Annotated in this window: 19 protein-coding genes; 10 read left to right on the forward strand and 9 right to left on the reverse strand. The window is 33.9% G+C overall.

Annotated features, from left to right (window positions below; genetic code table 11):
* The first annotated feature begins 839 nt into the window (after positions 1-839).
* The 10 genes from thrS (at position 840) to AB674_RS03115 (ending at position 10,900) form a co-directional block, all read left to right on the forward strand.
* Complete coding sequence (gene thrS, locus AB674_RS03065; protein WP_047773799.1) at positions 840-2,786, forward strand: threonine--tRNA ligase; 1,947 nt, start codon at positions 840-842, stop codon at positions 2,784-2,786.
* A 22-nt stretch (positions 2,787-2,808) separates the two neighbouring features.
* Entirely contained in the window at positions 2,809-3,360 is a 552-nt protein-coding gene (gene infC / locus AB674_RS03070) for a translation initiation factor IF-3 (protein ID WP_082210583.1), read from the forward strand.
* A gap of 99 nt (positions 3,361-3,459) precedes the next feature.
* The gene (gene rpmI, locus AB674_RS03075; RefSeq protein WP_007810722.1) at positions 3,460-3,657 is read left to right on the forward strand and encodes a 50S ribosomal protein L35; all 198 of its coding nucleotides are present in this window, start codon (positions 3,460-3,462) and stop codon (positions 3,655-3,657) included.
* A gap of 100 nt (positions 3,658-3,757) precedes the next feature.
* The gene (gene rplT, locus AB674_RS03080) at positions 3,758-4,102 is read left to right on the forward strand and encodes a 50S ribosomal protein L20 (protein WP_047773802.1); all 345 of its coding nucleotides are present in this window, start codon (positions 3,758-3,760) and stop codon (positions 4,100-4,102) included.
* Positions 4,103-4,248: 146 nt separating this feature from the next.
* Positions 4,249-4,701, forward strand: a complete 453-nt coding sequence (locus AB674_RS03085; protein WP_240478062.1) for a Crp/Fnr family transcriptional regulator — start codon at positions 4,249-4,251, stop codon at positions 4,699-4,701.
* Positions 4,702-4,900: 199 nt separating this feature from the next.
* Positions 4,901-5,335 (forward strand): carboxymuconolactone decarboxylase family protein, encoded by a 435-nt coding sequence (locus tag AB674_RS03090; RefSeq protein WP_047773803.1) that lies wholly within the window; start codon positions 4,901-4,903, stop codon positions 5,333-5,335.
* A 167-nt stretch (positions 5,336-5,502) separates the two neighbouring features.
* Positions 5,503-7,230, forward strand: coding sequence for an ATP-binding protein (locus AB674_RS03095; RefSeq protein WP_047773805.1), 1,728 nt, complete (start codon positions 5,503-5,505; stop codon positions 7,228-7,230).
* 7 nt (positions 7,231-7,237) lie between these two features.
* Positions 7,238-8,998, forward strand: coding sequence for a tetratricopeptide repeat-containing sensor histidine kinase (locus AB674_RS03100; protein ID WP_053004186.1), 1,761 nt, complete (start codon positions 7,238-7,240; stop codon positions 8,996-8,998).
* Positions 8,999-9,009: 11 nt separating this feature from the next.
* Positions 9,010-9,678, forward strand: a complete 669-nt coding sequence (locus AB674_RS03105; RefSeq protein WP_047773807.1) for a DUF5932 domain-containing protein — start codon at positions 9,010-9,012, stop codon at positions 9,676-9,678.
* Positions 9,679-10,096: 418 nt separating this feature from the next.
* Positions 10,097-10,900 (forward strand): endonuclease/exonuclease/phosphatase family protein, encoded by an 804-nt coding sequence (locus tag AB674_RS03115; RefSeq protein WP_047773810.1) that lies wholly within the window; start codon positions 10,097-10,099, stop codon positions 10,898-10,900.
* Between the two features lie 2 nt (positions 10,901-10,902).
* On the opposite strand, the gene AB674_RS03120 is transcribed toward AB674_RS03115, so the two are convergent.
* From AB674_RS03120 to AB674_RS03160, 9 genes are all read right to left on the reverse strand, one after another.
* Entirely contained in the window at positions 10,903-12,162 is a 1,260-nt protein-coding gene (locus AB674_RS03120) for a hypothetical protein (RefSeq protein WP_047773811.1), read from the reverse strand.
* A 331-nt stretch (positions 12,163-12,493) separates the two neighbouring features.
* Complete coding sequence (locus tag AB674_RS03125) at positions 12,494-13,159, reverse strand: response regulator transcription factor (RefSeq protein ID WP_047773813.1); 666 nt, start codon at positions 13,157-13,159, stop codon at positions 12,494-12,496.
* A gap of 115 nt (positions 13,160-13,274) precedes the next feature.
* On the reverse strand, positions 13,275-14,084 hold the full coding sequence (locus tag AB674_RS03130; RefSeq protein ID WP_047773815.1) for a sensor histidine kinase: 810 nt from the start codon (positions 14,082-14,084) through the stop codon (positions 13,275-13,277).
* A 158-nt stretch (positions 14,085-14,242) separates the two neighbouring features.
* Positions 14,243-15,001: a hypothetical protein gene (locus AB674_RS03135; RefSeq protein WP_047773816.1), complete on the reverse strand. Its 759-nt coding sequence runs from the start codon at positions 14,999-15,001 to the stop codon at positions 14,243-14,245.
* Between the two features lie 80 nt (positions 15,002-15,081).
* The gene (locus AB674_RS03140) at positions 15,082-15,849 is read right to left on the reverse strand and encodes a hypothetical protein (protein WP_047773818.1); all 768 of its coding nucleotides are present in this window, start codon (positions 15,847-15,849) and stop codon (positions 15,082-15,084) included.
* A 656-nt stretch (positions 15,850-16,505) separates the two neighbouring features.
* Positions 16,506-17,003, reverse strand: coding sequence for a hypothetical protein (locus AB674_RS03145; protein ID WP_047774439.1), 498 nt, complete (start codon positions 17,001-17,003; stop codon positions 16,506-16,508).
* A gap of 164 nt (positions 17,004-17,167) precedes the next feature.
* The gene (locus AB674_RS03150) at positions 17,168-17,521 is read right to left on the reverse strand and encodes a hypothetical protein (protein WP_047773819.1); all 354 of its coding nucleotides are present in this window, start codon (positions 17,519-17,521) and stop codon (positions 17,168-17,170) included.
* 197 nt (positions 17,522-17,718) lie between these two features.
* The gene (dnaB, locus tag AB674_RS03155; protein WP_047773821.1) at positions 17,719-19,263 is read right to left on the reverse strand and encodes a replicative DNA helicase; all 1,545 of its coding nucleotides are present in this window, start codon (positions 19,261-19,263) and stop codon (positions 17,719-17,721) included.
* Positions 19,264-19,403: 140 nt separating this feature from the next.
* A complete protein-coding gene (locus tag AB674_RS03160; protein WP_047773822.1) occupies positions 19,404-20,357 on the reverse strand; it encodes an acetyl-CoA carboxylase carboxyltransferase subunit alpha in 954 nt (317 codons plus the stop codon).
* Positions 20,358-20,375: the final 18 nt, after the last annotated feature.

Here is a 20,375-nt window from a genome sequence, read left to right on the forward strand (position 1 = left end):
AACCAATCTCTCAATGAACTTGCGTGTTTTGCGGGGTGCAAAGGTAAGCAGCGTTTTCAAATCTCACAAGCTTTTTTGAATCTTTTTTTTATTTTGTTTTCTCAAACTTTTCTAAAAAATTAATCCTCTTTTCTTGTCAGTCTATCAGGGAACGTCTGTCTTGTTGCGGGTGCAAAAGTAGCCCCTTTATTCGCATTCACAAGCTTTTTACTTTGCTTTTTTTACCTTTTTTTCAATCTTTTTCTTAACTTACTGGTAATGGTGTTTTTACAAAACTTAAGTTTTTGTGGTTTTTAGGAATTTTCTTTCATGTTGTGGTTTTATCTTGTTGCTGTTCTTTTGGAAGGGCTGATTTTGCTGGGGTTTTGTTCTTTTGAGGGTTTAGACTCTCGGAGTTATTCTTGCTTCTCGGGCTCTCTCTTTACTCTGGATAGTCTCGCAAAGACGCAAAGGCGCCAAGTTTCTTCTTTTTTTGATGTTGGGGCTTGTGGACTTAGAATAATAAACCCGACAGGTTTTGAAAACCTGTCGGGTTGGGGAATATAAACCATTACCACCTACATAACCAAGAAGAAAATCTACTAACAACCTGATTCTACATCAAAAACGCAAAGAAAGATTAGAATCAAACCTACCACCAAACACCCCTCCTCTACCAAATCCATTCATAAACAAAAAACCTACAGCTATTAAAAAACTCAGAGATTCAAAACTTAAATTATCCAGCAATACATTAGAACAACAAAAGCCTTACTAATTATATATGCATATAAACTTCTACTTACATATTGTAAGTGTTTTTGTAATGCGCTATATTTGCATTCACAAAATTATAAACAATGATTAAGATTACTTTACCCGACGGGTCAATTAGAGAGTTTGCCTCAGGTGTAACTCCGATGGAGGTTGCTAAAAGCATTAGTGAAGGATTTGCAAGAAACGTGATTTCTGCGTCTTTTAATGGTACAACAATAGAAACCGAAACTCCATTGACGACCGACGGTAGTCTTATTTTATATACCTGGAATGATGCGGAAGGAAAAAAAGCTTTCTGGCATTCGACTTCTCACGTAATGGCGCAAGCTCTTGAGGAACTTTATCCTGGAATTAAACTGACTCTTGGGCCAGCAATTTCAAACGGGTTCTATTATGATGTAGATTTCGAAGATCAAAAGATAACTGATGCTGACTTCAAAAAGATTGAGGATCGTGTTCTTGAAATTTCAAGAGAGAAACATGAATTCAAAATGCGTCCGGTTAGCAAAGCAGATGCTTTAGCAATGTATAAAGACAACGTTTACAAGACAGAATTGATTTCTAACCTTGAAGACGGAACTATTACATTTTGTGATCATTCCACTTTTACTGATTTATGTCGTGGTGGACATATACCGAATACTGGTATCATCAAAGCCATGAAAATCATGAGTGTTGCAGGTGCTTACTGGCGTGGTGACGAGAAAAACAAACAGCTGACTCGTGTTTACGGAACTTCTTTCCCTAAACAAAAAGACTTAACTGAATATCTGGAACTTCTTGAAGAGGCTAAACGTCGTGACCACCGTAAACTTGGTAAAGAACTTGAATTGTTTGCTTTCTCTCAGAAAGTTGGACAAGGTTTACCTTTATGGTTACCAAAAGGAGCAGCACTTAGAGATCGTTTAGAACAATTTTTAAAGAAGGCTCAAAAGAAAGCCGGATACGAACAAGTAGTAACTCCACATATTGGACAGAAAGAGCTGTATGTTACTTCTGGACATTACGCAAAATATGGTGCAGATAGTTTTCAGCCAATCAATACTCCTGCCGAAGGTGAAGAGTTTTTATTGAAGCCTATGAACTGTCCTCATCACTGTGAAATTTACAATGTAAGACCTTGGTCATATAAAGATTTACCGAAGCGTTATGCAGAATTTGGTACTGTATACCGATATGAGCAATCCGGTGAATTACATGGATTGACTCGTGTAAGAGGTTTTACTCAGGATGATGCACACATTTTTTGCACTCCAGAGCAATTGGATGAAGAGTTTAAAAAGGTAATTGACCTAGTATTATATGTATTTGGTTCATTAGGCTTCGAAAACTTTACAGCTCAAATTTCTTTAAGAGACCAGGAAAACAGAGAGAAATACATAGGTTCTGATGAAAACTGGGAGAAAGCTGAAAATGCCATTATCAACGCTGCAGCAGACAAAGGATTAAACACTGTAATAGAATATGGTGAGGCTGCTTTTTACGGTCCGAAGCTTGACTTTATGGTAAAAGATGCTTTAGGCAGACAATGGCAATTAGGGACTATTCAGGTTGATTATAACCTACCAGAGCGTTTCGAATTGACTTACAAAGGTGCTGATAACGAATTACATAGACCTGTAATGATTCACAGAGCTCCTTTTGGATCTATGGAACGTTTTATCGCTATTTTGCTAGAGCACACTGCAGGAAATTTCCCACTATGGCTAATGCCTGAGCAGGCTATTATCTTGTCTTTGAGCGAGAAATACGAAATATATGCTAAAAAAGTTTTAGATTTGCTAGAAAATCACGAAATTCGCGCCCTAATTGACAACCGAAGTGAAACTATTGGTAAGAAAATTAGAGATGCTGAAATGCAGAAAATACCGTTTATGCTTATTGTAGGTGAGGAAGAGGAGAAAAACGGAACAATTTCTATTCGTCGCCATGGTCAAGAAGGAAAAGGGAATATTACAGTTACAATTGATGAATTTGTCGCTATTGTAAACGAAGAAATAAAAAAGACATTAAAAGTTTTTACAGTTTAACTTAAATTATAAAGTCATAGCAATAAGAAGCAACAGAGGTTACCAACCTCGAGTAGAAAAAAAAGATGCACACAGAATAAATAATCATATTCGTGGTGTACAAGAAGTAAGACTAGTAGGCGAGAACATCGAACCAGGTGTATTTAAGCTTGCTGAAGCTTTACGTTTAGCGGATCAATTCGAATTGGATTTGGTTGAAATTTCGCCAAACGCTGAGCCGCCGGTTTGTAAAATCATGGATTACAAGAAATTTGTTTACGAACAAAAGAAACGTGACAAGGTTTTAAAAGCTAAGTCAACGCAAGTTGTAGTAAAAGAAATTAGATTTGGTCCTCAGACAGATGAGCATGATTACGAATTTAAAAGAAAGAATGCTGAGAAATTCCTTAAAGAAGGAGCAAAACTAAAAGCATTCGTTTTCTTTAAAGGTCGTTCTATCATCTATAAAGATCAAGGTCAGATTTTATTATTACGTTTGGCAACCGATTTAGAAGAGCACGGTAAAGTAGAAGCAATGCCTGTGTTAGAAGGAAAGAGAATGATTATGTTCATTGCTCCGAAGAAAAAGAAATAGTGTTCAGTTTATAGTTTCAGTATTCAGTTTTACAACCTGAAACTTTAAACATGAAACAAAGATATAAGTAAGTAAGAATAAATTAAAACACTAGGAAAAATGCCTAAAATGAAAACAAAATCTAGCGCCAAGAAACGTTTCAAAGTTACTGGTTCTGGAAAGATTAAAAGAAAGCATGCTTTTAAAAGTCACATCTTGACTAAAAAATCTAAAAAACGTAAATTAGCTTTGACACACTCTGCGCTAGTTCACTCAACAGATATGAAAAGCATTAAACAACAATTAAGAATTATCTAATAATTCTTTCGGTTAAAAATTATTTATATAACCTTGGAGTATGGCCATTAAGTTCCTTTGATTTAATTCAGGACGCCTGCTACAAAAACACATTAAAATTATGCCAAGATCGGTAAATTCAGTTGCTAAAAGAGCAAGAAGAAAAAAAATAATGAAGCAAGCCAAAGGTTTCTTTGGTAGACGTAAAAACGTTTGGACAGTAGCTAAGAATGCGGTAGAGAAAGCAATGTGCTACGCTTACCGTGACAGAAAACAGAACAAAAGAAATTTCCGTGCTTTATGGATTCAACGTATTAACGCTGGAGCTAGATTAGAAGGAATCTCTTATTCTCAATTCATGGGGAAAGTTAAGGCTAACGGAATCGAATTGAACCGTAAAGTTCTTGCAGATTTAGCTATGAACCACCCTGAAGCTTTCAAAGCTATTCTTAATAAAGTAAAATAAACGTTTTATAAACTCAATTTAAGATTACTTACTTATCATAGAAAACCCAGTCAATTGACTGGGTTTTTGCTTTTATACCTTCCTCAATAAATCTCTTTTTACAAACTAAATTTAAAAAGTATATTTACACAAAAGTAAAACGCAGCATGTACCAACCTCTTCTTACTCATATCGCAAAATATATCACATTAGAACCTTCTGAGATCAATACTTTGGAGTCTTGCTTACGTTTGTCTAAAATAAAAAAGAAAGAGTGTCTATTACAGGAAGGACAAATTTGCAATACAATGTACTTTATACTAAAAGGCTGCATTAGACAATACATTATTAACGCTAAAGGAACTGAACAAACGCTTCAATTTGGAATTGAAAACTGGTGGATTACCGACTATTTGAGCTATCACAATCATGTTCCTTCACATTTTTATATTCAGGCGGTTGAGAATTGTGAAGTCATTGCTATTGAAAAAACCGTACTTGAATCACTATTACTTCAGATTCCTAAACTGGAACGTTACTTTAGAATTGTATCTCAGAAGTCTTTTGGAGCAGCTCAAATGCGCATCAAATTTTTATTTACGATGTCGGCAGAAGAATGATATCATCATTTTAACAATCAGTTTCCGGAATTCGTACAACGTATCCCTCAGTATATGCTTGCCTCCTACTTAGATTTTTCAGCTGAATTTATGAGTAAAATCAGATCCGGTAAAATTTAATCTTCATTTCTTGAACTACTTCAAGTTTTCTAAAGCTGATTTTGTTGAACTTTGTATCAAACTTTAAAAGACAAGTACAATGAAACCAAGAATAGTTATTCCAAAAGTAGCTCCGGAAGCATACCAGGCAATGTTAGGCTTAGAAAAATACATCGCTTCAACATCATTAAGTCCTATTCATAAGGAATTAATCAAAATTAGAGCCTCCCAAGTTAATGGTTGTGCGTATTGCATCAATATGCATACTACAGACGCCCGTAAATTGGGTTTAAGCGAACAGCGCATTTATTTACTAAGCGCATGGCGTGAGGCTGATGTTTATACTGAAGAAGAACAAGCGATCTTAGCACTAACAGAAGAAGTCACCTTGATAAGTAATCATGTTTCTGAAGAAGTTTACCAAAATGCTGCTCGCTTTTTTGACGAAAAATACCTTGCCGAAATTATAATGATGATCATCACCATCAATGCCTGGAACAGAATTGGAATTACTACAGGCTTAAGGGCTGTATAATTTTAAAGATAATTTTTACAAAAAAAACACTAATGCGAACCCTCACCTGTGAGGGTTTGTTTGTATATAACTGTATATGAGAAATAGATATTATACATTTAAAAAAAAATCTAAAATACCGTATTTATACGTATTGTCATTTGACAGATTTTTCTACTTTTGGCGCAATGATACCACAAAGAATACACACTTACCTCTTTATATTCCTTACTCTCGTTGTTTTCTCTTCTTGTCAAAAGAAGCCTGTTGCTATCACACAAAAAACGAAACCTAATACCGAAATTCGACAGCTGATTGCGACAGCTGATAAATTCAGAACAAACAAACAACTTGACAGTGCTTTCTATTATTATAACAAAGCTAAAATTAACTGTACTCCTACTAACCCCATTAGTGATTATGCGTATTGCGTAACGAATATGGCCGACATACAGCAAACTTTGGGCGATTTCCTTGGCAGCGAAACTACCCTAGTCAAAGCCCTTCCACTTTTAAGCAGCCTGAAAAACCCTGATTCTTTATGGAAAATATATACTATTCTAGGCACAAACTATAGTAACATTTACAATTACGACACTGCACTATCCTACTTTTATAAAGCACTATATTTAAACACTGATGTCGTTAAAAAGTTAACTACAAAAAATAATATTGGAGCTATTTTTATAAAACAAAAAAAATACAATACCTGCTTACAAATTTTACTTCCTTTAACCAATTCTACAAGTGTCCAGGAAAATAGTGAGCAATACTCCAGAATACTGGACAATATCGGTTTTTGCTATTTTAAACTTGAAAAAAAAGAAGCTCTTTTGTACTATACTAAAAGTCTGGAAATAAAATCTGAACTAAAAGACGCTTATCAATTGGGTAAAACCTATTATCATCTAGCCGAATACTATCAAAAAAACAATCTGCCTTTATCAATAAAATACGCCAAACTGAGTTACGAAAAACATCGTAATTCAGATTGCATAGATCAGACATTAAAAGTTCTTGCTTTTCTTATAAAAAATGATTCCGGTAAAGAATTAGAGAAAAATTCTATTACCTATGTAAAATTGACAGACAGTATTTCTGAAGTCAAACAGAAAGCAAAAAATTTATTTGCAAGAATAAAATACGATTCAAAAAAAGAAAAGGATGAAAACTTAAAACTTAAAGCACAAAAAATAAAAAATGAACTACAGCTAGAAGGACAGGAAACGAGAAATAACATCTCATACATCATTATTTTACTGACTCTTGTTCTGATCCTCATTCTGTATTTTTATCTAAACTCAAGAGCCAATCGAGAAAAACTAAAAGCAACTTATCACAGCGAAACCCGCATTTCAAAAAAACTACACGACGAACTTGCCAATGATGTTTATCATGCTATGGCTTTTGCTGAAAACAGAGACCTTTCAATAATCGAAAACAAAAACAATTTAATAAATAGTCTTACTGATATTTATTCCCGAACAACAGATATTTCAAAAGAAAACTGTCCAATCATAACCGACATCAATTACATCATTTCTTTAAAGGACATGATTTCCGGATTTAATACCTCAAATGTCACTATTGTACTAAGTGGTTTAGATACCATTTTGTGGGATGAAATTGAAAAAACAAAAAAAATAACCATCTATAGAATTCTGCAAGAATTGCTTGTAAACATGAAAAAACACAGTAAAGCAACCTTAATCGGGATTACAATAAAAAAGACAGCAGATGTTATCCTTATTAATTACGCTGATAATGGACAGGGTATTGATCTTAAAAAAATAGGGTTTAAAAATGGACTACAAAATATAGAAAATAGAATTGCTACTATAAAAGGAGGCGTTACTTTCGACTCCAATCCAAAAGAAGGCTTTAAAGTTTTTATTAAACTCCCTTTATACCACTAATAAAAACATGGATATTTCTACAAAAGGGCAATCGCTACTGCCTCTTCTATTTAAAATAATTACTGTACTATTGATTACCTTATCTCTACATTCCTGTAAAAAAGAGAATTGGATCAATCGCAAAAAGGAAAAAACTACTACTCAGATCAAGAAAATTATTGATACTGCAGATGTTTTACTCGATCTTAAAAAAAGAGATAGTGCTTACTATTACTTTAATAAGGTGCTCCCCTTAATTGACCCGAAAAGAAATCCTGACGAATTTGTTTACACTTTGACGTGTATGGCCGAAATTCAGCATTTTAAGGGCAACCCTATTAAAAGCGAGTCTTATCTGACCAAGACCATGCCTTATCTGGAAAAAATAAAAAATCGTGGGTACAAATGGACGGTTTATACGATTATGGCCAATAATTACCATACTTCGTACGATCTGAAAAATGCTCTTTTGCACCATCAAAAAGCATTAAACTATACATCCACTACCTTACAAAGAAATCAGACACTGCATAATATAGCACTAGTATATTGTGATCAGGAAAAATACATTGATGCAATAGAAATCTATTTACCGCTTCTCGCGAAACATACTACGGACCCCGAAAATTTAAATATCGACGAGACCAATTATGCCATGGTACTAAACGATCTGGGGCATTGTTATTACAAAACGTACAATCCTAAAGCATTGGAATGTTTTAATGAGAGTTTGAAAATCAACCAACAAATTAAAAATCAGGAAGGGATCATGTTCAATCACTGGTTTATCTCTCTTTATTATTTAAAAAGCAATCCAAAATATGCATCGAAACATGTTAAATTGGCTTATGACATCTCTTGTCGCCATAATTACACAACCAAAAGAATCCAATATTTAAGTGCACTTGTAAAATGCAGTACCGGGCCTGAACAAAAAAAGTATGCGCTTGCCTATATACAGCTTTCTGATAGTATTAAAGAGGTGAGACTGCGAACGAAAAATCAATTTTCTCAAATTAAATACGATTCAAAACTAGACAAAGCCGAAAATTTACAACTCAAAACTCAAAAGGCAGAAAATAAATTACAACTGGAACGAGAGAAAAACCGGAACATCATTTCGTATATCCTGATCTTATTCATTCTGGTTATTTTACTATTTCTCTCCTCTTATTTAATCTTAAAAGGAAGAAGAGAAAAAAACGACGCCATCTATGAGAGCGAAATGCGCATCTCTGCAAAACTAAAAAGTGAGCTTTCTAACAACATTTACAACCTGATTCTATTTGCAAGCACCGAAAATCTGGAAAGCGAGGAAAACAAAGAGCAGTTACTAAATAATCTAGAGGTCATCTATTCCCGAACGAGAAACATTTCAAAGGAAAACAGCAGTATACTAACCGACGAAAATTATACTTTGATTTTAAAAGAAATGATTTCTGAATTTAAAACCCAGGACATCAATATTTTTTCAAGTGGTTTAGATACGATTCCGTGGAAACAAATCGATAAAAACAAAAAAATAATTCTCTACAGAGCACTTCAAGAGTTATTTACCAACATGAAAACACATAGTAAAGCAACTTTGGCAAGTATAACTTTTAAAATAAAAGACAAAAAAATAATCGTAACTTACGCAAATAACAGCGTTGGGACTACAAAAAACAACACTGCCTTAAAAAATAGACTACAAAATGTGGAAAGCCGTATAAAAACTATCAATGGAACTCTTATTTTTGACACCTACTCTCAAAGTGGGTTCAAATTAAGTTTTACTTTTCATTTATAAAAAATATAAATATGTTTAAAAAAGTTTTAGTTGCAGAAGATTTAGACAGCATAAGCATAACTGTTATTCAGGTTTTGGAAGATTTAAATATTCCAGTAATTGATCATGTAAAATATTGTGATGATGCTCTGCTAAAAATAAAAAAGGGAATAGCCGAAAAAGATCCCTATGACTTAATAATTAGCGACTTATCATTTAAATCTGATCACAGGAAAGTAAAATTATCTTCGGGAGAGGAACTTATAGCTGCAATAAATAAAGTTCAGCCTTCCATAAAGAAAATTATATTCTCCATAGAAGATAAGTCCTATCGCATACAATCTCTTTTTAATGACTTAGCCATTAATGCTTATATTTCAAAAGGAAGAAATAGTATCGATGAACTAAAAAAGGCTATTGAAAGAACTTTCAGAAATGAAGAAAAAATAGTATCCTCTAATCTTTCTTCCACTTTTAGTGACAAAGCTGTAATTGAAATTGAGTCGTATGATATTTCAATTTTGAAACTGCTGGCGAAGGGTTATACTTTAGAAAATATTTCAAGCGAATTTAAAAACGTATCCATAACACCAAACGGCACCAGCAGTATTGAAAAAAGAATCAACAAATTAAAGACATTCTTTAAAGCGAACAATAATGTACATTTGATCGCTATTGCAAAAGATCTTGGCTTGATATAGTTGCATTATTTTTACGGGTTTACGTAAGGAATTCTGCTTTTATAATTTTAAATTTGCAGCAGAATCTATTAAACTACGAATGAAGTCGAAATACAGTATTACTAATTTAGAGAAAAATCAAATTCAAAAATTAATCTCAAACACTAGTACATCCAAAAATGAAACTGCTTTAAAAGCTATGATACTTGGCTTTGTATTTGTAATTTGTTTTGCCTTTCTATCAGAGAAAGCTGGATGGCTAAAAGTAAATTGGAATATCATTTTTATCCCTGTTCTTTTAGTTTTGCAAATACTAATTATAACAACTGCATTAAAAAACAGATACAAGAGAATTTAAAAGAATTTGTCTTTAAAGTTTTTCCTCTTTTTTAACAAAGTAGCCCTTTTAGAACGCTATATTTGATCCTTTCCCCTTTTCATGAAAAACATTCTCTGCCTTTTTGTTCTACTTGTAACTTTTCAGTCCTTTTCTCAGGTAAAAATTCTATCCTGGAATATCGAGAACTTTGGAAAATCAAAAACAGAATCTCAATTAGATTTTATCGCCAATACGGTTCGCGACTATGATATTATTGCTGTTCAGGAAGTTGTGGCGGGTCATGGTGGCGCTCAGGCAGTAGCTAAATTGGCCGGTGTCCTGAATAAAAAAGGTTCAAAATGGGATTATCGCATCAGTGATCCTACCAGTGGCAGCAGCTATAAAAAAGAGCGTTATGCTTTTATCTGGAAAATCAATAAAGTCCAACTGAAAGGGAATACCTGGCTTGAAAAAAAATACGGTCTTCAAATTGATCGTGAGCCTTATTTTGCCAGTTTCGAAATTGGAAAAAAAACGATTACAGTAGTTAATTTTCATGCGATTACCAAAAGCAAGCAACCGGAAACAGAAATAAAGTACTTTAAATTTCTACCACAACAATACCCTAATTTAAACTTAATTTTTGCCGGCGATTATAATTGTCCACAGTCTCATACTGTTTTTAATCCCTTAAAAAAAATGGGGTACTCTCCCGTTTTTCAAAACCAAAAAACCACTTTAAAACAAAAATGCAAAGGAGAAACCTGCCTGGCATCAGAATTTGATAATATCTTTTACAGCACCAATTCCTTGTCTCACCTTAATTCGGGAGTAATTTTGTTTTATAAAAAATTTAATTCCTTAAAAGAAGCCCGAAAAATATCGGATCACATTCCTGTTTGGCTGGAATTTTCAGTTAAATAGAATTAGGTTTTCAATTTTTTCTTTCTTGCTGCAGGGAACAATACATTATTTAAAATTAATCGATACCCCGGAGAATTAGGATGCAAGTCTAAAACGGTCGGCGGATCACCTACCTGATGCTGAAAATCTTCGGGATCATGTCCGCCAAAAAAGGTAAACATTCCTTTTCCTTTTTCACCATGAATGTATCTGGACTCTCCATTTAACTCGCAAACTCCCATTACCAACACATTGGATTTAATAAAAGAGGAATCAAAAGAGGTGGTTTGTCCCATAAAACCCTTTACCAATTGTGTATGATTCTGACATAACATACTCGGAATTGGGTCCCATTTTGCAGAAAACTCCATCAATGAGAAGTAATCTTTTTCCATCGGGATTCTACGTTTGGAAGTCATGTCAATATCTGAAAACTCATATACTTCCGGTTTTCTTTCTAGTGTGAAGTTTTTAAAGGCAAATGAATTTGAATAATTCAGTTTTGATTGATAATTGGGTTCACTGGCATCTCCGTCAAACATCGCTTCACAAATATCAACTCCGTCTGCAGCAAGTGCAATATCAAAACTATCCGTTGCAGAACACATGGCAAACATAAATCCTCCACCGATAACAAAATCACGTATTTTTTTTGCCACTGCTCCTTTTTCCTGCGAAACTTTGGGATAACCTAATTTAGTAGCCAATGCTTCTGCATCACTTTTTTGATCAATATACCAAGGAGTATTTTTGTATGCGGCATAAAATTTACCATACTGACCTGTAAAATCTTCGTGATGTAAATGCAACCAATCGTAAAGAAGCAATTGATCACTCAAAACTTCTTCATCATAAATTGGGGTAAAAGGGATTTCGGCATACGTTAAAACTAAGGTTACGGCATCGTCCCAAGGTTGTTTTCCTTTTGGTGTATATACTGCAATCTTTGGTGCTTTCTCCAAAACAACCGATTCCATATTTTGTGAAGGGCTGGAAATTTCGTTTAAAATAGAAGTTTCTTCTGCATCTGAAATTATTTCAAAACTAACGCCTCTGATTTTACATTCTTTACGGATTTCCTCTACATCGGGCAATAAAAAGGAACCTCCCCGATAATTCAGCAACCAACTGGCTTTGTAATCTTTACTCAAACACCAATAGGTAATTCCATATGCTTTCAGATGATTTTGCTGTGTCGTTTCATCCATCGGCAATAGAATAAACGAAGCCTTAGCGGTTAATGAAAACAGAAGTACAACAATATAAACTAGGCTTTTATTCATCAGAAAATTATTTTAGTAAAGATATAAAGGAAGCTGTAAAAAACACAATTGCATCGCCAATTTATTCCGCTTTCCAATAAAATCAGTAAACTGCTACAAGAATAACAAAATCACGTAAAAACACCTGTATTTTAACAACTCTTTCTAATTAAATTTGTTGACCAAAATAACCATTTTTTACTATATCGATGAAGAATTTAACTATGAGATCCAATGAAGGCAACAATAAACAAAAAAAAATAAATATAATTCGAAGAATAGGTGTTTGTGCACTTGTTCTGACTATAATCTTATATTATGTTTTATCGATTCAATTTTTAGCAAGCTAAACTTAAATGTTTAAAACCGCAATTTCGTTTTGAATTGCATATACTACTAATCCGGCAATATTTCTGGATTCTGTTTTAAGCAATAAATTATTACGATGTCCTTCTACAGTTCTTGGACTTAAAAAAAGTTGATCTGCAATTTCAGAAGTTGTTTTTTGCAGGCAAATAAGTTGAAGAATTTCTATTTCTCTAGGGGACAGAAAACCGGTTTCTAAGTTTGACTTATTATTTTTTGAGGAAATAATGGTATCCTGAATGGTTCTTAAAACAGTCTGACTGTAGTAAAACCCCTTTCGTGATACTTCATTAATGGTATGAATTAGATCTTTTGGAGTGGTGTTTTTTATTAAATAGGCAACAGCACCAACCTGTATCATATTAGCGATAAACGATTTTGTATCGTAACTGGTTAAAGCAATTATTTTGATATCCGGATAGGATTTACGAATAATTTTAGTGGCTTCAACCCCATTTAAAATAGGCATTTTTAAATCCATGACTATAATGTCCGGCTTTATTTCATAATCTTCTAAGCAAAAAATAAGGTCTTCCCCATTTGAAGCTTCGAAAATAATTTCAATATTATCCTCTTTTTGCAGTAAAAAAGAAATTCCTTTCCGGAATAAAACTTCATCATCGACTAAAGCAATTTTAATAGCGTTACTCATTTTTTTACTAGGTTTTGGTCGTTTTTAGTATACCGAAATTACAAAATATGCATTGAAAAACAGCGAAATGCCTGTATTTATTGGAAAAAAAATGCTTTTTATTTCAAAATGGACTTTAAAAAGTAAACATTACCGCAATACCACTACCAATTTGAGAGTCTATTTTAATTGTTCCATTCAGAAATGATACCCGACTGTCAATATTTTTCATGCCAAGTCCCTTCTGATTTTCTAATTTCCCGGCATCAAAACCGACTCCGTTATCTTCATAATGGCAAACATTCATCTGATTTTCACTTTTAAAACCAATTTTGATTACATTGGCTTTTCCGTGTCGCAGGGAATTATTCATCAATTCCTGTAAAATTCTAAAAACATGCAAATGGCGGTCCATTTCTAAAGGATCAAACTCAATTTCATTTTTGTAAGATACCTTAATAACTTTACAGCTTTCAAACTCATCACACAATTCTTCAACTGCTGCATGAAGTCCAAATTTTTCGAAAACAGGGGGTAATAAATTATGGGCAATCTTTCTTGAATTCTCTAATGCTTTTGCGGTTAGATTGATAATATTCTCCGTAATTTCTAACGTTTCTTTTTCCGTTAAGTTGGGAGCACTTAATAAATGACTGTTTAAAGATACTATATTCAGTTTAGAACTAATGTCATCATGCAAATCCTGAGCGATTCTTTTACGCTCTTCTTCCTGAGTAAGTATTACAGCCAACAGCTGTTCTTTCTGATAATGAATTTCTAAATTCTTCTTTTCTACTTCTTCTTCAATAATTTTTTTCCTTGAAAAATAGAAAAATACAACCAAAGCGATTGCCATCAACATTAAAAAAAGAGAGGTGTACAATATGATTACCACAATCTCTTTTTCCGGAATTGAAATTAAACTTGTGGAAACTACCGTTAACATTCCATTTTTTTTTATCAGTTATTACTCTAAAAACCAAATGTATTGTATTTTACTTAATTTTAAAGGCAACATATAAAAAACTTAAAATAAAAATCGCTGTCAGAATTTTACCCCTGACAGAGATTGTATTCAAATTCACTCTTTTTTATAGCTTAAAATCATTCAAAATTGGCTGGATCGCCTTTAGGCGGGCATGGTTCCGAAAAATCATAAACAGCTGCCGCCTCTTTTGATGTCGGTGTTGTTTTTTTAATGTCATTATTTTTGTCTAAACCGATCAGAACAGTAGTTACTTTTCCTTTTGTATTCAGACCTAAAAACAAACCAATGTTTGCTGTATTTCCACTGTCCACCATCGCTAAAATCACCTCAGACTCTAAACTAAAATAACGAAAACGTACTCCCTCATAAGAAGTTACCTCTTCTAAGTCAGTAACAGCACTCAATTTCTGTTGCCAGGCTTCAATACCGGCGAAAGCGTCTTTAGGCAACAATGAATGTGCATTTAATAACGCCGTTCTTTTGTTGGTTTTGCTAACAGTCAACTGGTTAAGTTTACTCAGCTTACCGCTATAATTTGATTCTTTTAATACGGTTGCGCTTACAGTTCCTAGTTTTTTGCCGGATTTGTCAACACCTGTCACACTAATTTGAATCGTATGATCAGCATAACCTAATACAAAACGTACAGTTGTGACATTTGGTGTTTTGACTAATGCCTCCATTTTATCTGCCGGAAACAAATAGGCCGTAACCTGTTTTTGCGAACTTGCAAATTTCGAATCCAAAGTAGCCGTAAGCCAGTTTTCCTTTTGTTCTGTTGTCACAACCTTGCTCTCTTCCTGAGCACTTTCCTTTTGGCAGGAAGACATAAAAAACAGCGTCACTAATGCAACGCTTAAAATTGCTTTTTTCATAGTTTATTCTTTGTTAGGGTTAAATTAAAAAAAATCCAGAGTTTGTTTGTCTTTAAAACTCCCTCTGAATCTCAAAATTATTAATGCGATTTACAACTTCCGTAGGGCGGACATGGGCGGACACCATCAAAAATACTGACAGCGATATTAATTCCCCCAGTTATCCCCTGAGCAAACTCTTTTACTGCATTGTTTTTGTCCAATCCAATTAAGATCGTAGTAACCTTGTCTTTTGGATTTAATCCTAAAAACAAGCCAATGTTTACTATATCCTCATGATCCACCATAGCGGCTACAACATCTGCTTCTAAACTAAAATAGCAAAAACGCGATCCCTCATAAGAAGTTATTGCGTTCAGATCAGAAACCGATTTTAGCTTTTCCTGCCAGGCTTCAATACCTGCAAGAGCATCTTTTGGGAGCAACAAATGTTCTTCTACTACCGGTGATCTCATCTCTGTTTCGCTAATAGACAACGCACTAAGCCTGCTTAGTTTCTCTTGATAATTGGATTCTTTCAGTATGGTAGGATTGACGATTCCTAATTCCTTTCCAGACTTATCGACACCGATTATACTAATCTGAATCGTATTGTCTGCATACCCCAGAAGAAAACGAACTTCTTTAATATTGGGGGTTTTAACCAGTGTTGCCATTTCACTGGTCGAGAACAAATAAGCCGTAACTTTCTTTTGAGAAGTTGCAAACTTAGCATCCAGATTTGCAGTCTGCCAATTTTCTTTTTCTTCTTTAGACATAGCCTTGCTTTCTTCCTGAGTGTTTTCTTTTTGACATGATGTCATAAAAAACAGCGCTATCAAAGTAGCACATAAAGTAATTTTTTTCATGGTTGATTTAGTTTAAATTGGGTTAAAATCGGTTTAACAGAACATTTACTTTCTATTAAAATATCATTAATTTAAAAGCAACTAGACAATCTTACTATTCATTTTCAGGATCACTATTCAAGGAGGATATAGGCGGGGTATCCTAAACACAGACAATTTATTTGACGTTGCGGTTCATTCTTTTACGGTATTGTTACTATCTAAAACTATTAAAACAGTAGTTACTTCAGCTTATGAATTCAATCCTAAAAAACGCATCAATTTGTGTTGTACATCCTTTATCAACTACAATAAATTTGAACTAAAGTAGCGAAAACGTGATCCCTTCAATCTCTATTATTGGATCAAGTCAAAAAGTTGTGGAGTAATTTGTGTAAATCTCCTCCATGGCATTAGCATTAACAGCTCTTGATGTTTGTTTTGTTGTTGATTTTCCAGACTTTATTTCTCGCAAAGACACTGTGCCTTCAAGTTTTTGTATTGATTTTTTAACTCCGCGACTTTTCGACTTCGCGAGATTTTTATTTCTTCACAACTTTTGGGCTTGATTCTTTTTACTTCTGGCATGTAGATATAAAAAACAGCGCTACGATGGTAGCGCTTAAAATGTTTTTTTTTATTATTTTCTTTTGTTATTTAATGAATAACAGAAATTTTTAAATTTTCAGAGTTGCTTCTTTTTTCAAAAAGCTCACTTTACATTCGTATAAGTACAATACTTGCTGCACAATAACCAAGCAAGCATTCAATTGCCACGAAATGTATTTAAAATCCTCACTTAAATTCTCAGTCAAATTTCCTATTAAGTACAGAACAGTACTTGGTAGCATGTAAATTATAATACCTATTGTTATAAAATAATATACTTTTTCAGTCGCCAGTTGATTGTACAAATGCATCAACGCATAACAAACCAATAAAAGTGAGGTCAGCGAAATTGCAAATAAGTTAAAGTCAAACAACAAATTGTAATCATACACATATTGACAAGCTATTAAAAACAAACCCAAGTACATACTATACTGCACGTACATTATTTGTTTTTTGTTTGTAAAAAGTGATTTAAAAAACAATCCCAGTAAAATAAATTGTATTATAAAAAAGGTATTTACTACTATTAGATTATGAATCGCCAGTCTGTATAAGACTTCCATTGAAAATTGCATAATGCAGCTAGATACTATATACCATACAAAAAAAACATTAGCTTTTTCCTTTCGAAAAAAGCTAATGCTGTAAAAAATGAGATTTAAAAATAGAAGTACGTAAACTAAGTATATTAAAAAATCATCCATAATTTTACATATCCTATTTAAAATCAATAAGGTGGACTAGGACGCACACCGTCATAGACAACATCTCCAGCTGAGTCCAGACCTTTATTTGCTGTAGGTGGTGGCCCGTAAACGTCTATGTATTTTCCAGTTTTTTCATCTAGTTTTGCTCCCACAAAAAGTAAAGTTTTCTCTTTTTGATCATTGATCCCGATATAAGCACGAACGGCTTCGGTATCAAGTTGCAAAACTAGTTCTAAACTTTCTCTTGGAATCAAAAAAGATTTTACTTTTTTGTCATTCTCTTCGATGGTTTTGTCCTCCTCGTATCTTTTCTCCCATGCTTCGGCTGTAGCTAATGGAACTTGAATAGGATTCGGAAAAGTTTCTTCATTCATAGTTTACAAATTAGAATTAGTTAATAGTATTAGATTTGTTAAATGGTTATGCTAAACTACCGAATTAATTTTTATATAAGAAATATAATCGTGTAAAATTACTACTGAGAACTGGCTAATTATCAATTCAAAAAAAATCCTTACAAGTCGCTAAACTTATAAGGATTTTTATTTACAATTTATTGATTTTAAACGATTTAAAAAGGAACATCGCTGTCATCATCGTCTTCATTCAGATTGCTTCCGAACGCTTCATTTGGTGATGGTAAACTTTTAGTAGCGAATGGATTATCGTCGTGATTCATCTTAGAAGGCAAATCGTCATAACCACCTGTAAAGTCTTCTAGGTTATCAAACTTACCTAAATGTCCAAGGAATTTCAATCGTACATTCTCAAGACTACCGTTACGGTGTTTGGCTATAATAAACTCAGCCTGACCTGCTGTAGGTGATTGTTCGTCATCATCCCATTCTTCAATTTTATAATATTCAGGACGGTAGATAAACGAAACGATATCAGCATCCTGCTCAATTGCTCCGGATTCACGAAGATCCGATAGTAAAGGTCTTTTACTGGATCCACGGGTTTCAACCGCACGGGACAACTGTGAAAGTGCGATTACCGGAACGTTTAACTCTTTTGCTAATGCTTTTAAGTTTCGGGAAATAGTCGAAATCTCCTGTTCACGGCTTCCTCCTCCTTTTCCGTTTCCTCCTGCTGTCATCAACTGCAAGTAATCGACAATGATTAATTTAATTCCGTGTTGTGATGCCAAACGACGGCATTTTGCACGTAAATCGAAAATAGAAAGCGAAGGTGAATCATCAATAAACAGCGGCGCTTTCTCTAAATCTTTTACTTTAGTACTTAGTTGTTCCCATTCGTGTTTCTCCAGTTTTCCTGTTCTTAATTTTTCAGAAGACAATCCTGTTTCTGACGAAATAAGCCTGGTAATCAACTGTACAGAGGCCATCTCCAGAGAGAAAACGGCCACCGCATGTCCATAATCAATAGCTACGTTACGTGCCATCGAAAGTACAAATGCGGTTTTACCCATACCTGGACGGGCGGCTATAATAATTAAATCACTCGGTTGCCATCCTGAGGTGATCTGGTCTAATTTTTCAAATCCTGTTGCAACACCACTCAAACCTTCTTTACCAGCAATTTCCTCAATACGTTTCTTTGCCTGTAAAACTAAACTCTGAGCCGTTTCTGAACTTCGTTTAATATTTCCCTGAGTTACTTCGTATAATTTAGATTCTGCTTTATCCAATAAGTCAAATACGTCAGTTGTTTCATCATACGATTCTTCAATAATTTCAGAAGAAATTCGGATCAAACTTCTCTGAATATACTTTTGAAGTATGATACGAGAGTGAAATTCAATATGCGCCGAAGAGGCAATTTTTTGTGTAAGTTGAATTAAATAAAAATCTCCTCCTGCTAAATCTAATTTTCCATTCTTTTTCAGCTGAGTCGAAACGGTTAACAAGTCAATTGGTTGTGTTTCAGTAAAGAGTTGCACAATTGCTTCAAAAATAAATTTATGTGCATCTTTATAAAAAGCATCAGCCTGTAAAATATCAATTACATCATCCACCCCTTTTTTATCAATCATCATCGCACCAAGAACAGCTTCCTCTAAATCAAGTACTTGAGGAGGGAGTTTTCCTTTCTCTAAATTAATGACTGCGGATTTATCTGCCTTTGCAGGGTATACATTTTTGAAATTTTCCATATAGCGAAAGTAGCAAAATTAAAAAAAACAATGCTATCGAGTTATAACTATTAATTGTTTATAAATAAGTTTTTTTTGTTGATAACCAAAAAAAAATCCGAAACGACAAGGCTTCGGATTTTAAATAATTTTGTAAGAATTTACTCCTTGTATTCCCCCATCTGACTATATTTGTCCATTCTTTGGGCAATTAAGTCGGCTGTTGATAAGTCTTTCAATTCATTATATCCTTTAGTAATATATTCTGCTACTGTTTTAAAAGTAGTTTCACGATCGTAGTGTGCTCCTCCTAACGGTTCCGGAATCACATCGTCAACTAATTTTTGTCTTTTCATGTCAGATGAAGTCAATTTTAAAGCATCAGCTGCACGCTCTTTGTATTCCCAGCTTTTCCATAAAATAGAAGAGCAAGATTCCGGAGAAATTACAGAATACCAAGTGTTTTCTAACATGTAAACTTTATCTCCAACACCTATTCCTAAAGCTCCTCCAGAAGCACCTTCACCTACAATAATAGTGATAATCGGCACTTTTAAGCGAACCATTTCGAAAATATTTCTGGCAATAGCTTCTCCTTGACCTCTTTCTTCTGCTTCTAAACCAGGATAGGCTCCGGGAGTATCTACTAAAGTTAAAACCGGAATACCAAATTTCTCTGCCATTTTCATCAAACGCAAAGCTTTACGGTATCCTTCAGGGTTTGCCATACCAAAATTACGGTATTGACGAGTTTTGGTGTTGTATCCTTTTTGTTGACCTACAATCATAAAAGACTGTCCGTTAACTTTTCCTAAACCACCAACCATCGCTTTGTCATCTTTGAAACTTCTGTCTCCATGAAGTTCTAAAAAAGTATCACCACAGATTGCTCTGATATAATCAAGTGTATAAGGCCTGTTCGGGTGTCTTGACAATTGTACACGCTGCCAAGCCGTAAGGTTTTTATATATTTCTTTCTTGGTTTCTTCTAGTTTCTTGTTGATTTCTTTACAAGTAGGTGTAACATCAACGTCAGATTCTTTTCCAATTATAACGCACTTTTCTAACTGTTCTTCAAGTTCTTTTATTGGAAGCTCAAAATCTAAATATTCCATGGATTTTTGAATTTTGTT

It is taken from the genome of Flavobacterium sp. ABG, from assembly GCF_001027725.1.
In the GTDB taxonomy this organism is placed as follows: Bacteria; Bacteroidota; Bacteroidia; order Flavobacteriales; family Flavobacteriaceae; genus Flavobacterium; species Flavobacterium cupriresistens.